Raw genomic sequence first — 14,919 nt, 5'->3', positions numbered from 1 at the left:
CCCCGGTTCATCTTCGGCGGTAGCGAATTTCACCGACACGCCTACATTCCCCCGAAATTCTCAATATGGTCCCCCCTTCATGGCTGAAATGAAGCTTCAAGAACTCAAAAGCAAATCCCCTACCGATTTGCTGACCTTCGCCGAATCACTGGAGGTCGAGAACGCCAGCACGATGCGCAAGCAGGAGCTGATGTTCGCGATCCTCAAGGTTCTGGCGAGCCAGGACGTCGAAATCATCGGCGAAGGCGTGGTCGAGGTCTTGCAGGACGGATTTGGTTTCCTGCGTTCCGCGAACGCAAACTATCTGCCCGGTCCCGATGATATCTATATCTCACCCTCCCAGATCCGCCGTTTCTCGCTGAAGACCGGCGACACGGTGGAAGGTCCGATCCGCGGACCGAAGGAAGGCGAGCGATATTTTGCCCTCCTCAAGGTCAACACGATCAATTTCGACGATCCGGAAAAGATCCGCCACAAGGTCCACTTCGACAACCTGACGCCGCTCTATCCGAACGAGCGGTTCAAGATGGAACTGGAGATCCCGACTTCCAAGGATCTCTCGGCCCGCGTCATCGATCTGGTGGCGCCGCTCGGCAAGGGCCAGCGTGGTCTGATCGTCGCACCGCCGCGCACCGGTAAGACCGTTCTGCTGCAGAACATCGCCCACTCGATCACCGCCAATCATCCGGAATGTTATCTGATCGTCCTGCTGATCGACGAACGTCCGGAAGAAGTCACGGACATGCAGCGGTCGGTCAAGGGCGAGGTCGTTTCTTCCACCTTCGACGAACCGGCCGTGCGTCACGTGCAGGTCGCCGAAATGGTCATCGAAAAGGCGAAGCGCCTTGTCGAGCACGGCCGCGACGTCGTCATCCTGCTCGATTCCATCACCCGCCTCGGCCGCGCCTACAACACCGTCGTTCCCTCCTCCGGCAAAGTCCTGACGGGCGGCGTGGACGCCAACGCCCTGCAGCGCCCGAAGCGTTTCTTCGGTGCCGCGCGTAACATCGAAGAAGGCGGTTCGCTGACGATCATTGCGACTGCGCTGATCGATACCGGCAGCCGCATGGACGAAGTCATCTTCGAAGAGTTCAAGGGCACTGGCAACTCGGAAATCGTTCTCGACCGCAAGGTCGCCGACAAGCGCATCTTCCCCTCGATGGATATCCTCAAGTCCGGTACCCGTAAGGAAGACCTGCTGGTGCCGCGCCAGGATCTCCAGAAGATCTTTGTGCTTCGCCGTATCCTCGCCCCGATGGGCACCACGGATGCGATCGAGTTCCTGATCGACAAGCTGAAACAGACGAAGACCAACGGCGATTTCTTCGACTCGATGAACACCTGATCCTTAGCCGGATTCACACTTATCAAAAAGCGCTCGGTCTTGCCGGGCGCTTTTCAATTTAGAGCCGCCTCTGATAAATTGATCCCATGGCCCAGGCAGACAACGACACGATCTTTGCCCTCTCCAGCGGCACCTTGCCGGCAGGTGTCGCGGTGTTGCGTCTGAGCGGTCCGCGCGCCTTTGAGGCGGCGGTGGGCCTGGCTGGAGAACTGCCTGCCGATCGGAAGGCGGGGCTCAAAACGATTCGGAGCCGCAACGGTCTGGTGATCGACCAGGCCCTGGTCCTGGCTTTTCCCGGTCCTGGCTCCTTCACCGGTGAAGACTGCGTGGAAATACATCTGCATGGCAGCCGCGCCGTTGTCTCGGCTGTCTATCAGGAACTGGAGGCGATCGGGCTCCGGTTGGCGGAGGCAGGCGAGTTTTCACGCCGCGCATTCGAGAACGGCAAGCTGGATCTGGTGGAGGTCGAGGGCCTGGCGGACCTGATTGCTGCTGAGACCGAGATGCAGCGGCGCCTGGCGGTCGAGCAGGGGTTTGGCGGGCAGTCGGCGCTCTATATGAACTGGGCGGAGAGATTGACCCGTGCGCGCGCCCTGATCGAGGCGGAACTCGACTTTGCGGATGAGGACGATGTTCCGGGATCGGTTTCGGACATGGTCTGGGCTGAAGCCGGCGATCTCTATCTTGAGATTGAAGAGCATATCGCCTCTGCGAAAGCCGGAGAAATTATTCGGGACGGATATAAGGTGGTTATCGCCGGGCCGCCCAATGCCGGCAAGTCCAGCCTCCTGAATGCATTGGCAAAGCGGGATGTCGCCATCGTTACGGAGATCGCCGGGACGACAAGGGACCTTCTGCATATCGATATCGACATGGAGGGGTATCTCGTCCGCTTCTTCGATACGGCCGGCTTGCGCGACAGCGCGGATCGGGTGGAGCAGGAAGGTGTTCGCAGGGCGAAGATAGCGATTGAGCAAGCAGATCTCGTTCTGCAGCTCGAAGAGATCGATTCGGCCTCGAAACAGATTCTGGATGAGGTGAGAGCCGAAGTGCTGCGGGTGGGCACGAAGGTGGATATGCGCGGGCCGTCGGCTCGATACGACCTGACTATTTCCAGCCAAACCGGAGATGGGCTGGAGGAACTTCGTTCTTTGATCCTCGAGAAGCTGCGGAAGACCTGGTCCGGGTCGCTGGTCCCCAATCGGCGGCGGCACCTCCAATATTTGCAAGAGGCTTCCAATTTTATCGCAGAAGCGCTAAACGGCCGGGAGCTGGATCTTCGCGCTGAAAGCCTTCGGGCTGCGGCATCGTCCCTGGGCCGCATCACCGGCCGGGTCGATGTGGAGCAGCTCCTTGACGTGATTTTTTCGCAGTTCTGCATCGGCAAGTGATTCACGTGAAACAGAGCGTTCGCGCGGTTTCAAAGGTGGCTAAATGGAAACGACATTCGACGTAATCGTCATCGGTGGCGGACATGCAGGTTGTGAGGCCGCGAGCGCGGCCGCACGCATGGGTGCGAAAACGGCACTGGTAACCCATAAGCGAGAGACGATCGGCGTGATGTCGTGCAATCCAGCGATCGGTGGTCTCGGTAAGGGTCATCTCGTGCGTGAGGTCGATGCTTTCGACGGATTGATGGGACGCGTGGCGGATGCCTCGGGAATCCAGTTCCGACTTCTCAACCGCAAGAAGGGACCTGCGGTGCGCGGGCCACGGGCCCAGGCCGATCGCAAGCTTTATCGCCTGGCGATGCAGCGTGAAATTCTCGATCATGCCAATCTCACCGTCATCGAGGGAGACGCCTTCGATGTCGAGGTCGAGGGCGGCAGGGTGAGTTCGGTCGAAATGACGGACGGACGTCGATTCGGGTGCGGAACAATTGTTCTGACGACTGGTACCTTTCTCCGCGGCCTGATTCACATCGGTGACCAGAAAATTCCTGCAGGTCGCGTGGGTGAGGCCCCTTCGCTGGGATTGTCGGAAACCCTGGCACGATTTGGCTTGCGGCTCGGTCGGCTGAAGACCGGCACCCCGGCGCGACTGGACGGAAATACGATCGACTGGAGCCGTGTCGGCTTGCAGGAAGCCGACGACGATCCGGTGCCTTTCTCTTTCATGACCGACAGGATCACCACCCGGCAGATTGCTTGCGGTGTCACGCGCACAACGGATGCGACGCACCGGATCATCTCGGACAATATTCACCGTTCCGCGATGTATTCGGGCCAGATCGAAGGGATCGGCCCGCGCTACTGCCCCTCGATCGAGGACAAGATCGTTCGTTTCGGCGAACGGGACGGGCACCAGATCTTTCTGGAGCCGGAAGGGTTGGACGACCCGACCGTTTATCCGAATGGCATTTCCACATCCCTCCCCGCCGACGTCCAGGAAGCCTTCATTCGCACAATTCCGGGCCTGGAGGCGGTGACGATCATGCAGCCCGGTTATGCGATCGAATATGATCATGTCGATCCCCGCGAACTGACCGCGGCTCTGGAAGTGAAGAAGATTCCAGGCCTTTTCCTTGCCGGACAGATCAACGGCACAACGGGTTATGAGGAAGCAGCGGCGCAGGGACTGGTTGCGGGATTGAACGCTGCGCGCAAGGCTTCCGGCGGTGAGGCCTATCACTTCAGCCGCGCCGAATCCTATATCGGCGTCATGATCGATGATCTCACGTCACGCGGCGTGACTGAACCTTATCGGATGTTTACCTCCCGTGCCGAATATCGACTATCGCTCAGAGCCGACAACGCGGATGTCCGGCTGACGGAAAAGGCGATCCAACTGGGTTGTGTCGGGCCGGCGCGGGCCGCAAAGTTGCGCGCCTATACGCAAGCGTTAGACGCGGGCCGCGAACTGCTTCGAGCCCGCAATATCACCCCCAACGGAGCCGATGTTTTCGGGCTGAAGCTGAACAAAGACGGGCAGCGCAGGACCGCTTATGAGTTGCTGGCTTATCCTGACCAATCATGGAAAGGCCTCGCCGCGATATGGCCCGAACTGGCACAGTTGTCGCCTAAGGTGGGAGAGGCCCTGGAAATTGAGGCGTCCTATGCGGTTTATATGAACCGGCAGGCCGCTGATATTCATGCTACCCATCGGGACGAAGCTCGTATTATTCCGCAAGGCTTTGATTTTTCAGGGCTTCCCGGGCTTTCTAACGAGCTTAAAATGAAGCTGACGGCTGCAAATCCGGGGAATCTCGCACAGGCGAGTAAAGTTGATGGGATGACGCCAGCCGCCCTTGCCCTGATCCTCGCACTACTTCGCAAGGAAGAAGCTGCGCCGCATCGCCTCAAGCGAGTCCTGTAATGCTTCTGAACGGCAAGAGTGTTTCACGTGAAACGCAGGAGAGGCTTGAGCATTTCTCTGCGCTTTTCCAAAAGTGGGCGAAAGCCATCAACCTCGTCGCTCCATCCACTCTGGAGGAATTGTGGCAACGCCATATCGCGGATAGCGCCCAGATCTTCCAGCTTTCTCCCCTGCCATATAAATGGCTTGACCTTGGTTCCGGCGGCGGCTTCCCGGGCGTCATCACCGCGATCTTCCTGGCGGAGGCGCGGGATGGATGGGTTCACCTGGTTGAGAGCAATCAGAAGAAGGCGGCGTTTCTTCGGGTGGCGCTCAGTGAGACGGGGGCACGGGGATCTGTCCATCCTCTGCGAATCGAATCAGCCTCCACGGCTCTTCCGGATTGCGAGCGCATCTCTGCTAGAGCCCTTGCCGAGCTTGATCCCTTGTTGTCCTATACATCGGCGTGGATGATCGGCAAAGAAACCAGAGCTTTTTTTCATAAAGGCCGGGATTACGCGGCGGAAGTCGAGAAAGCCCGTGGTCGTTGGGTATTCGATCTGATAAAACACCAGAGTGCCGTCGAGCCAGATTCAGTTATCCTCGAGATTGGTAATTTAAGGCACAAAGAACCCTAGATTTTCAGGTGCCGCATGTTTGAAAGAAATCGGGTCATCACGATTGCCAACCAAAAAGGCGGCGTCGGTAAGACGACGACGGCGATCAACTTGGCGACTGCGCTCGCTGCTATCGGGGAGCGTGTCCTGATCGTGGATCTTGATCCGCAGGGCAATGCCAGCACCGGGCTGGGCATAGAGCGCCGTGATCGCAAACTTTCCTCCTATGATCTCTTGATGGGTTACAACTCCATCGCGGAAACTGCGTTGGAGACGGCCGTTCCGAATCTTCACATCGTCCCGTCGACGATGGACCTACTCGGGTTCGAGATGGAGATTTCGCAAGCTTCCGATCGGGCGTTCAAGCTTCGAGTCGCCCTGAATGGTGATGATGCACTGGCTTATTCCTACATTTTGTTGGACTGCCCCCCTTCGTTCAACTTGCTGACGATGAATGCGATGGCCGCGGCCCATTCCGTGCTTGTTCCCTTGCAATGCGAGTTCTTCGCCCTCGAAGGGTTGAGCCAGTTGCTGGAAACCGTTGATCAGGTGCGCCGCAGCGTCAATCCCTCACTCGATATTCAAGGGATTGTCCTGACGATGTTTGATGCGCGAAACAACCTCGCCCAGCAGGTCGTCAATGATGTCCGGACACATCTCGGCGAGAAGGTCTACCATACGTTGATTCCGCGCAACGTTCGCGTTTCGGAAGCGCCGTCCTACGGTAAACCCGCTATCCTTTATGACTTGAAATGCGCCGGCAGCCAGGCGTATTTGCAGCTGGCTTCCGAAGTCATCCAGCGGGAACGCAGGCGCAAGGCAGCCTGAAGCTTTGCAGACAAGTGAGTAGTGAAGATGAACGACGACCTTTCGAAACGGCGCCTTGGGCGCGGCCTTGCGGCTCTTATCGGTGAGATGGACCAGCCGGCACCTGTCAACAGTGGTGCCCGCAGTGTCAACCCGGATCGGATGGTGCCGATCGAGCATGTGTCGCGCAATCCGAAGAATCCGCGTCGAAGCTTTGATGAGGGCGAGCTGCAGGATCTCGCAAGCTCTATTCGGCAGCATGGTATCGTTCAGCCGGTCGTCGTTCGGCCTCGGGGCGCAGATCAGTATGAGATTATCGCCGGCGAACGGCGCTGGCGGGCGGCTCAGCTCGCCGGACTGGTTGAAATTCCCGTCATCGTTCGCGACGTGGATGATCGAACGGCGCTTGAAATCGCCATCGTTGAAAACGTCCAGCGCTCAGATCTCAATCCGCTGGAAGAGGCGCTCGGTTATGATCAGCTGATTGCCGAACATGGGTATACGCAGAACGACCTCGGTGAGATCATCGGCAAAAGCCGAAGCCATGTCGCCAATAGCCTCCGTTTGTTGAAGCTACCCGAACCGGTGCGGGATATGCTGGCAGCAGGCAGCCTCTCGGCGGGTCACGCCCGGGCATTGATTACAACATCGGACCCGGCTTCGCTGGCACGGACGATCATCGCCAAGGGGATGTCGGTTCGTGATGCTGAAAAGCTGGCTCAGAACGACATCAAGGCTCAATCGGAACCGACAACCGTTTCGAAAGCGGAACAAAAGGACTCGGATACGCTTGCGCTGGAGCGCACCCTTTCTGATTCCCTTGGTCTGGACGTGAAGATCAACCACAAGAACGGTGGGGGGCAGATCAGGATCGGCTACCGGACGCTTGAACAGCTCGAGGAGATATGCCGCCTTCTGGAACGGCGATAGCCTAACCTATTCAGCGAGTTGACTGAATAGCTGTCGCCATCAGCGTGTGGAACGCAATATTGGGTTCGAGGCTCTGCCTTTGCCGCGACATCAGAATTGCAGCCTGCAACCTTTCCGTTTCACGTGCCAGTGCTGGCGAGCTCCAGGTTCGCAGCGCTTTTTCTATGATCGGCTTCCGCTTGAAGTGAATATGCCTGCCGAGCGTCATCATGACCTGGGCGGTCTGGAGCTTATTCTCCTCCATCTCCGCCTTCATCAGATCCAGCAGCTGAAATTGTTTCAGGCAGGATTGCAGGACGAGAAAAACCGGTGTCTTCGACGAGACGATCTTCTGTATGGCGCGATGCAGGCCGGGCAAATCGCCGCCAAGGATGGCGTCGACAGCCTCATCGGCTGAAACTGCGCTCGCGTCGCCGATGATTTCATCGATCTGCGCCTCTTCGACCATGCCTGTGCCACGGCAGTAAAGCGCGAGTTTACGAATCTCGTTCCGGGAGGCGACGCGATCTCCCCCCAGCAACTCCAGGAGCCTCTGGCGGGCGCCGGGGCTGATCCTGAGGCCCTCGCTTCCCAATTCCGAATCGATGAGACTGTTCAAGGCCTTGATATCGTCCGCGTAGCAGGGAATGACGGCGATGGATCGGGAGGGTTCAGCGATCTTGCGCAGCCCGCTTCCTTTTTTGAGGTCGCCGGCCTCGACGATCAGGATATTGGCTGGAGCCGGGCCGTCAGCCAAAACCTGTATCGTGTCCAGAAGCGGTTTTTCATTGGCAGCACCCCGCAGCCAGACGAGCTTCGAGCCGCCAAAAAGGCCCATTGAATTCACTTCATCGAGAAGCCGTCCCGGATCGCCCTGCAGGTCCGAAACGTCGAGCTTGAGCATCGCGAACGGATCGTCCTGCGAGATGCCCGTCTTGCCTGCGATCAATGCTGCGCGTTCGGAAACGAGACCACGATCCGGGCCGTAGATCACGAAAATCTTGTAGAGTTCCGCACTCTTCTCGGCAAACCGATCAAATTCGTGGGACTTTACTTCTGCCATACCGTCTGCGGCTGAGGTTCGCGCGAAAGCGCAATCGCGATCTCGGCGCGGATGAACTCGGCAAGCTCTCTTGCGGCGCGGTTTTCGGCATCGCGAATGGCACGCAGGCCTGCGTAGCCCTGGCCGGAGATGTCGATGAGTGAAACGACCTGACGTTTGCCGGACTTCAGGACCTGCCCGTCGCTGGTGCGGGTAATCGTGTAGGTGCCTTCCACCTGGACGCGGCCGGGGACCGGTACGCCGGTCGGAGAGACGTTGTCGTCATCCGCGTCGTTCTCGTCGTCAATGATGCTCGAGGCCGTGCTCTTCGTGGCCAGTTGCACGTTGTAAGCAGGGCGGGCCGACTCGCCGGCACCGCCGGAGGTCAGGAAGACCAGATGGTTGCGGACAACCTGGTCGATGCGGGTGTGGGGTTGCTCGAAGCCAACGGATGCCAGGCGCTCGCCCGTGCCGGAAGCCTCCGAATAAAGCGGGCGAGCTTGGCAGCCGGCAAGCACTGTCAGCATTACCAGGCTGGATACGAACCCAAAACGACGAAGAGAGCGGTCAAACGACAATGTTTACGATCCTCTGTGGGACGACGATGACTTTCTTCGGCGCCCGGCCTTCAAGTGCCGCCTTGACCGCATCCAGCGCCAGAACCGCAGCTTCGACCGCACTTTGATCCGCGTCGCGCGCGATTGTCAATTCGCCGCGCTTCTTGCCGTTGATTTGGACCGGCAGTGTGACTTCGTTCTCGATGACGAGGGTTTCGTCATAGTCCGGCCAGGGAGCCAGGGAGAGCAACTGCTTGTTGCCGAGGGTCGCCCAGCATTCTTCGGCCAAATGCGGTGTCATGGGCGCCACCAGCTGAATCAGGATCTCCGAGGCATTGCGAACGGCAGCGCGATAGGCGGTATCACCCTCCCCGGCTGCGACCCGGCCAAGCGGCGCGGCAAGTGCGTTCACGAGTTCATAGATGCGCGCCACGGCTTTGTTGAATGAAAGCTTGTCATAATCGCCCTGAACCGCCTTCAGCGTCTTGTGAGCGAGCTGGGAGATCGCCAATGCCTCACCGTCCTTAGCCGGCGCAGGATCGACGCCGACCAGGTTTTCGGCGGCCTCGGAAATCAGCCGCCACAGACGTTGCGTGAAACGATGTGCGCCCTCCACGCCGGCTTCCGACCAGATGACGTCGCGGTCCGGCGGAGAGTCGGACAGCACGAAGAAACGAGCGGTATCGGCACCGTAAGAGGCGATGATATCGTCGGGATCGACGACGTTCTTCTTCGACTTCGACATCTTCTCGATCGAGCCGATCGTCACTTCCTCGCCACCCTTCAGCATGGTGGCGCGGCGTTTGCCGTCGATCTCCTCGATCTTGATATCAGCCGGAGCGACCCATTCGCCGTTCGGACCGGAGCCGCGGCGATAGGTCTCGTGCACGACCATGCCTTGCGTAAAGAGGCCCTTGAAGGGCTCCTTGGCATCCACGTGGCCTGTTTCGCGCATAGCGCGGGTGAAGAAGCGCGAATAGAGCAGATGCAGGATCGCGTGCTCGATGCCGCCGATATACTGGTCGACCGGCAGCCAGCGATTGGCGACGGTGGGATCGGTCGGGTTCTTTTCCCAGGGCGCCGTGAAGCGGGTGAAGTACCAGCTCGAATCGACGAACGTATCCATTGTGTCTGTCTCGCGGCGAGCATCCTTGCCGCATTGCGGGCAGGCGACATGGCGCCAGGTCGGATGCCGGTCGAGCGGATTGCCCGGCAGGTCGAAGGTGACGTCGTCCGGCAGCTTCACCGGCAGGTCCGCCTTCGGCACTGGCACGACGCCGCAGTCATCGCAATGGATGACCGGGATCGGGCAGCCCCAGTAGCGCTGGCGGGAAATGCCCCAGTCGCGCAGGCGGAAGTTTACCTTGCGCTCGCCCTGCGGCATGTTGCCGACCAGCGTTTCCGACAGGCGGTTGGCGACGGTCTCGAAGGCTTCGTCCGTCGTCATGCCGTCCAGGAAGCGCGAATTGATCATCACGCCGTCATCGACATAAGCGGTGTCGCCGACGGTAAAGGTCGCGGCATCGCCGTCCTTAGGCATGACGACCGGAACGACCGGCAGGCCGTATTTGCGGGCGAAATCCAGGTCGCGCTGGTCGCCGGACGGGCAGCCGAAGATGGCGCCGGTGCCGTAATCCATCAGCACGAAATTGGCGACATAGACCGGCAGCTCCCAGGAGGGATCGAGCGGGTGCCTGACGCGGATGCCTGTGTCTATGCCCTTCTTCTCGGCCGTCTCCAATGCCGCGAGCGAGGTTCCGTGATGGCGGCATTCTTCGGCAAAAGCTTCGATAGCCGGATTCTGTGCTGCGGCCGCCTTGGCCAGCGGATGGTCGGTGGCGATCGCCAGGAAGGAGGCACCGAACAGCGTGTCGGGGCGGGTCGTATAGACCACGACCTCGCTTTCGCCGGCGGGTGCCGTCGAGCCGACGATTTCCCAGCGGACCGTCAGGCCTTCGGAGCGGCCGATCCAATTCTTCTGCATCAGCCGGACCTTTTCCGGCCATTGGTCGAGGGTGTCGAGCGAGTCCAGCAGATCCTGGCTGAAATCGGTGATCTTGAAGAACCACTGCACCAGGTCGCGCTGTTCCACCAAGGCACCTGAGCGCCAGCCGCGGCCGTCGATCACCTGTTCGTTGGCGAGAACCGTCTGGTCGACCGGGTCCCAGTTGACCTTGGACTGCTTGCGGTAGACCAGGCCCTTTTCCATCATGTCGAGGAAGAGGTGCTGCTGCTGCTGGTAATATTCGACGTCGCAGGTGGCGAATTCTCTGCTCCAGTCGAGCGACAGGCCCATGGCCTTCAGCTGTGCCTTCATGGATTCGATGTTCTGGTAGGTCCAGGTCTTCGGATGCACCTTGTTGTCGCGGGCGGCGTTTTCAGCCGGCATGCCGAAAGCGTCCCAGCCCATCGGGTGCAGGACGTTGAAACCGCGGGCGCGCTTGTAGCGGGCCACGACATCGCCCATGGCGTAGTTGCGCACATGGCCCATGTGGATGCGCCCCGACGGATAGGGAAACATCTCCAGAACGTAGTATTTTTCGCGCGGATCGCTGTTGTCGGTTTCGAAAACCTTGGCATCGTTCCAGGTCTGCTGCCAACGGGGCTCGGCATCGCGCGGATTATAACGTTCAGTCGCCATTTCAATGATATTCCGGGAAAATAAGATCTAGGAGTCGGGCGAGACCTTCACCATGAAACCCCGCAAGCGTCAAGTTTTACGGGGTCGGGAAAGGTCAAGTTTAGGGCGAAACACCCTTGGCAGAGCCTTATATGAGGGCTAAGCGCTGGGCTTGCAAGAAAAGCGGAAGGTATTGCCATGAGCGTCGAAGAACGGCTGCGGGATGTGAAGGCACGGATCGGGAAGGCGGAACGCTTGTCGAAGCGACCTGTGGGGTCGGTGACGCTCGTGGCGGTGTCGAAGACGTTCGATGCGGAAGACATCCGCCCGGTGATCGCCGCCGGGCAGCGGGCGTTCGGCGAAAACCGCGTGCAGGAAAGCCAGGGCAAATGGCCGGAGCTGAAGGTTGAGACGCCGGATCTCGAGCTGCATCTGATCGGGCCGTTGCAATCCAACAAGGCGGCGGATGCCGTGGCGCTGTTCGATGTCATCGAAACGGTGGACCGAGAAAAGATCGCCCGGGCGCTTGCCGACGAGATCAGCAAGCAGGGCAAGGCGCCAAAGCTTTATGTACAGGTCAATACCGGTCTGGAGCCGCAAAAGGCGGGCATCGAGCCGAAGCAAACCGTCGCATTCGTGGATCTCTGCCGCAACGAGCTCGGGCTTTCGATCGAAGGGTTGATGTGCATTCCGCCGGCCGAGGAAAATCCGGGGCCGCATTTCGCGCTGCTCGCCAAGCTCGCGAAGGAATGCGGCGTCGAAAAGCTCTCGATGGGGATGTCGGGTGATTTCGAGACGGCCGTGGAGTTCGGCGCGACCAGCGTTCGCGTCGGCTCAGCCATCTTCGGCTCGCGCTGAAAATAGACGTTTGCCAAGTGCCTAGCGCTTTCGTCGGGCTTTCCCGCACCTCCGGAGCACCCTAGATTGCCTTTCCGGGCTGTGCTCATGTGACGGGAGGTGCAGATGCAAAGCCGCTATTTCGACGTTTATGAGGGCTGGCAACAGGATCCGGAAGGGTTCTGGAAAAGCGCTTCCACCGCCATCGACTGGTTCAAAGAGCCGGAGAAGGCTTTCGACGGTGATCAGGGCGTCTACGGCCGCTGGTTTACCGGCGGCGAGACCAATACCTGCTACAACTGCCTCGACCGGCATGTGGCGGCCGGTCGCGGCGGGCGGCGCGCCTTCATCCACGACAGCGCCATGACCGGCAAGCAGAAGGCTTTCACCTATGCCGAAGTGCTCGACGAGGTGAAGGCGATTGCCGCGGCCATGCAGGATCTCGGCATCGAAAAAGGCGACCGCGTCGTCATCTACATGCCGATGGTACCGGAAGCGATTTTTTCGATGCTGGCCTGCGCGCGGCTCGGGGCGGTACATTCCGTGGTGTTCGGTGGGTTTGCGGCGCAGGAGCTGGCGGCACGACTGAACGATTCGGAAGCGAAACTGGTGATCGGCGCGAGCTGCGGCCTGGAACCGGGCCGGGTGGTTGCCTACAAGCCCCTGATCGACCAGGCGATCGAGCTTGCGCGGGTGAAGCCGAAACATTGCCTTATCCTGCAGCGCGAGCAACTCCAGGCGGAGCTGCGGCCGGAGCGGGGAGAGCTGGATTTCTCAAAGACCATTGAAGGGGCGCGGGGCCGGGATATGCCATGCGTGCCGGTCATGGCGACCGATCCGCTCTACATCCTCTACACGTCCGGGACTACGGGCCAGCCCAAGGGGGTCGTACGCGACAATGGCGGGCACATGGTGGCGTTGCATTGGAGCATGGAGAACATTTTCGGCGTCAAGCCGGGGGAGGTGTTCTGGACGGCTTCGGACATCGGCTGGGTGGTCGGCCATTCCTACATCGTCTACGCGCCGCTTCTGACCGGCAATACCAGCGTCATCTTCGAGGGCAAGCCCGTCGGCACGCCCGATGCGGGCACGTTCTGGCGCGTCGTCGCCGATCATGACGTGAAAGTGCTGTTCACCGCGCCGACGGCTTTTCGCGCTATCCGCCGTGACGATCCGGACGGGGAACTGGTCGAGAAATACGACCTGACCGGCATGCGGGCGCTGTTCCTCGCCGGCGAACGGGCAGATTCGGAAACCCTGAAATGGGCCGAGCAGAAGCTGAAGATCCCGGTGATCGATCACTGGTGGCAGACGGAGACCGGCTGGCCGGTTGCCGCCAACACGGTCGGGCTCGGGCTGATGCCGGTCAAGCACGGCTCTCCGACGCGGCCGATGCCCGGTTATGCGCTCGATGTTCTGGACGATGCAGGGCATCCGGTGCCGCGCGGAACGCTCGGCAATATCGTCATCAAGCTGCCGCTGCCGCCCGGCTGCCTGGTCAGTTTCTGGAATGCCGACCAGCGGTTCCGCGAGGCCTGCCTCGAGGAGTTCCCGGGCTATTACAAGACCGCCGATGCCGGGATGATGGACGAGGACGGCTATATCTTCGTGATGGCACGCACCGACGACATCATCAACTGCGCCGGCCACCGGCTCTCGACCGGGGCGATGGAGGAAGTCTGTGCCAAACATCCCGATGTCGCCGAATGCGCCGTGATCGGCGTCCATGATGCGACCAAGGGGCAGATCCCGTGCGGCTTTATGGTGCTGAAGAACCATGTTTCACGGGAAACCTCTGATATCGCCCGGGAAGTCGCCGCGCTGGTGCGCAACGAGATCGGCCCGGTCGCGGCGTTCAAGACGGTGATGGTGGTGCACAAGCTGCCCAAGACCCGATCCGGCAAGATCCTGCGCGGCACGATGCAGAAGATCGCCGACGACATGCCGTGGAAAATGCCGGCGACGATCGAGGATGCGACGGTGCTGGACGAGATCACCGCGATCCTGAAGGCCAACGGTTATGCCCGCGAAGGCAACGGCCTGAAACAGAGCGCCTGAACGAAGAAAGCCCCGGATCGTTTCCGGGGCTTTCTTCGTGCAATCGAAATGGGTCGATCAGAAGCGGTCGTCTTCCTCGTCGTCGTCGCGACGGGTAGACTTGAGCGACGAGAGCTTGGCAAACACGGCGTCCGCGTCGATCTCCTTTTCCTTCTCTTCCTCGCGCTCATTGCGATAGCTGAAGCCGAGGTTTTCGGTTTCGGCCGCCGGCTGCAGGGAAGCGCCGAGTTCGGCGGCGGTCGGCAGCGGACGGCCCTTGGAGGCGCGTTCGACTTCAAGGTCGAGGTCGATCTGGCTGCAGAGGCCAAGCGTGACCGGATCCATCGGCGTCAGGTTGGTCGAGTTCCAGTGGGTGCGCTCGCGGATCTGCTCGATCGTCGACTTGGTGGTGCCGACGAGGCGGGAAATCTGCGCGTCTTTCAGTTCCGGATGGTTGCGGACCAGCCAGAGAATGGCGTTGGGGCGATCCTGGCGCTTGGAGACCGGGGTGTAACGCGGGCCGCGGCGCTTCGATTCGGGCACGCGAACCTTCGGCTCGGAAAGTTTCAGCTTGTGATTGATGTCCTTTTCGCCGCGCTCGATCTCGTCGCGTGAAAGCTGGCCGGTGGCGATCGGGTCCAGGCCCTTGATGCCCTGCGCCGCTTCGCCATCAGCAATGGCCTTCACCTCGAGCGGGTGAAGCTTGCAGAAGTTGGCGATCTGATCAAAGGAAAGTGCGGTATTGTCGACCAGCCATACAGCGGTCGCCTTCGGCATGAGCAATTGTTGAGCCATGGGTATAGGTCCTCTGTCCGTCCGCGCCGGTGTCGCGGGCCGTGGGTATCAACCACAAT

12 protein-coding genes are annotated in these 14,919 nt (G+C 60.1%); 8 read left to right on the top strand and 4 right to left on the bottom strand.

The window, feature by feature from the left end; translation table 11 throughout:
- Positions 1–79 precede the first annotated feature (79 nt).
- The 6 genes from rho (at position 80) to J2857_RS28815 (ending at position 6,993) form a co-directional block, all read left to right on the top strand.
- Positions 80–1,345: a transcription termination factor Rho gene (gene rho / locus J2857_RS28840; protein ID WP_110118995.1), complete on the top strand. Its 1,266-nt coding sequence runs from the start codon at positions 80–82 to the stop codon at positions 1,343–1,345.
- Between the two features lie 86 nt (positions 1,346–1,431).
- Positions 1,432–2,736, top strand: a complete 1,305-nt coding sequence (gene mnmE / locus J2857_RS28835; protein ID WP_210013502.1) for a tRNA uridine-5-carboxymethylaminomethyl(34) synthesis GTPase MnmE — start codon at positions 1,432–1,434, stop codon at positions 2,734–2,736.
- A gap of 43 nt (positions 2,737–2,779) precedes the next feature.
- Positions 2,780–4,660, top strand: a complete 1,881-nt coding sequence (gene mnmG, locus J2857_RS28830) for a tRNA uridine-5-carboxymethylaminomethyl(34) synthesis enzyme MnmG (protein WP_210013501.1) — start codon at positions 2,780–2,782, stop codon at positions 4,658–4,660.
- Positions 4,660–5,277, top strand: a complete 618-nt coding sequence (gene rsmG, locus J2857_RS28825; protein WP_210013500.1) for a 16S rRNA (guanine(527)-N(7))-methyltransferase RsmG — start codon at positions 4,660–4,662, stop codon at positions 5,275–5,277. The genes mnmG and rsmG overlap by 1 nt, the downstream gene beginning before the upstream one ends.
- Positions 5,278–5,292: 15 nt before the next feature.
- Positions 5,293–6,084, top strand: coding sequence for a ParA family protein (locus J2857_RS28820; protein WP_210013499.1), 792 nt, complete (start codon positions 5,293–5,295; stop codon positions 6,082–6,084).
- 27 nt (positions 6,085–6,111) lie between these two features.
- Positions 6,112–6,993, top strand: a complete 882-nt coding sequence (locus J2857_RS28815) for a ParB/RepB/Spo0J family partition protein (RefSeq protein ID WP_210013498.1) — start codon at positions 6,112–6,114, stop codon at positions 6,991–6,993.
- A 10-nt stretch (positions 6,994–7,003) separates the two neighbouring features.
- Here the strand turns inward: J2857_RS28815 and holA are convergent, their stop codons facing one another.
- Genes holA through leuS form a run of 3 tightly spaced genes read right to left on the bottom strand, consistent with a single transcriptional unit; the run spans position 7,004 to position 11,212 of the window.
- On the bottom strand, positions 7,004–8,035 hold the full coding sequence (holA, locus tag J2857_RS28810) for a DNA polymerase III subunit delta (RefSeq protein WP_210013497.1): 1,032 nt from the start codon (positions 8,033–8,035) through the stop codon (positions 7,004–7,006).
- The gene (locus J2857_RS28805) at positions 8,023–8,541 is read right to left on the bottom strand and encodes a hypothetical protein (RefSeq protein ID WP_210013496.1); all 519 of its coding nucleotides are present in this window, start codon (positions 8,539–8,541) and stop codon (positions 8,023–8,025) included. Before J2857_RS28805 ends, holA begins: the two co-directional genes overlap by 13 nt.
- A 40-nt stretch (positions 8,542–8,581) precedes the next feature.
- Entirely contained in the window at positions 8,582–11,212 is a 2,631-nt protein-coding gene (gene leuS, locus J2857_RS28800) for a leucine--tRNA ligase (RefSeq protein WP_210013495.1), read from the bottom strand.
- A gap of 177 nt (positions 11,213–11,389) precedes the next feature.
- Here leuS and J2857_RS28795 point away from each other — a divergent pair, with 177 nt between their 5' ends.
- Positions 11,390–12,049 (top strand): YggS family pyridoxal phosphate-dependent enzyme, encoded by a 660-nt coding sequence (locus J2857_RS28795; protein ID WP_210013494.1) that lies wholly within the window; start codon positions 11,390–11,392, stop codon positions 12,047–12,049.
- A gap of 105 nt (positions 12,050–12,154) precedes the next feature.
- Positions 12,155–14,086: a propionyl-CoA synthetase gene (locus J2857_RS28790; protein ID WP_210013493.1), complete on the top strand. Its 1,932-nt coding sequence runs from the start codon at positions 12,155–12,157 to the stop codon at positions 14,084–14,086.
- Between the two features lie 57 nt (positions 14,087–14,143).
- Here the strand turns inward: J2857_RS28790 and J2857_RS28785 are convergent, their stop codons facing one another.
- Entirely contained in the window at positions 14,144–14,860 is a 717-nt protein-coding gene (locus tag J2857_RS28785; RefSeq protein ID WP_210013492.1) for a DUF1013 domain-containing protein, read from the bottom strand.
- Between the last annotated feature and the right edge of the window lie 59 nt (positions 14,861–14,919).

Source organism: Neorhizobium galegae (assembly GCF_017877055.1).
Taxonomy (GTDB): Bacteria; Pseudomonadota; Alphaproteobacteria; order Rhizobiales; family Rhizobiaceae; genus Neorhizobium; species Neorhizobium galegae_D.
The sequence above is the reverse complement of the archived record's forward strand: the minus strand, read 5'-3'. Positions and strand labels throughout refer to the sequence as shown.

What these genes read in the sequence shown, in the direction of transcription:
- rsmG (WP_210013500.1), top strand. Translation starts at nt 4,660, where the DNA reads ATGCTTCTGAACGGCAAGAGTGTTTCACGTGAAACGCAGGAGAGGCTT.
- J2857_RS28805 (WP_210013496.1), bottom strand. Translation starts at nt 8,541, where the DNA reads ATGCTGACAGTGCTTGCCGGCTGCCAAGCTCGCCCGCTTTATTCGGAG.
- J2857_RS28795 (WP_210013494.1), top strand. Translation starts at nt 11,390, where the DNA reads ATGAGCGTCGAAGAACGGCTGCGGGATGTGAAGGCACGGATCGGGAAG.
- J2857_RS28815 (WP_210013498.1), top strand. Translation starts at nt 6,112, where the DNA reads ATGAACGACGACCTTTCGAAACGGCGCCTTGGGCGCGGCCTTGCGGCT.
- rho (WP_110118995.1), top strand. Translation starts at nt 80, where the DNA reads ATGGCTGAAATGAAGCTTCAAGAACTCAAAAGCAAATCCCCTACCGAT.
- J2857_RS28785 (WP_210013492.1), bottom strand. Translation starts at nt 14,860, where the DNA reads ATGGCTCAACAATTGCTCATGCCGAAGGCGACCGCTGTATGGCTGGTC.
- holA (WP_210013497.1), bottom strand. Translation starts at nt 8,035, where the DNA reads ATGGCAGAAGTAAAGTCCCACGAATTTGATCGGTTTGCCGAGAAGAGT.
- mnmE (WP_210013502.1), top strand. Translation starts at nt 1,432, where the DNA reads ATGGCCCAGGCAGACAACGACACGATCTTTGCCCTCTCCAGCGGCACC.
- J2857_RS28790 (WP_210013493.1), top strand. Translation starts at nt 12,155, where the DNA reads ATGCAAAGCCGCTATTTCGACGTTTATGAGGGCTGGCAACAGGATCCG.
- J2857_RS28820 (WP_210013499.1), top strand. Translation starts at nt 5,293, where the DNA reads ATGTTTGAAAGAAATCGGGTCATCACGATTGCCAACCAAAAAGGCGGC.
- mnmG (WP_210013501.1), top strand. Translation starts at nt 2,780, where the DNA reads ATGGAAACGACATTCGACGTAATCGTCATCGGTGGCGGACATGCAGGT.
- leuS (WP_210013495.1), bottom strand. Translation starts at nt 11,212, where the DNA reads ATGGCGACTGAACGTTATAATCCGCGCGATGCCGAGCCCCGTTGGCAG.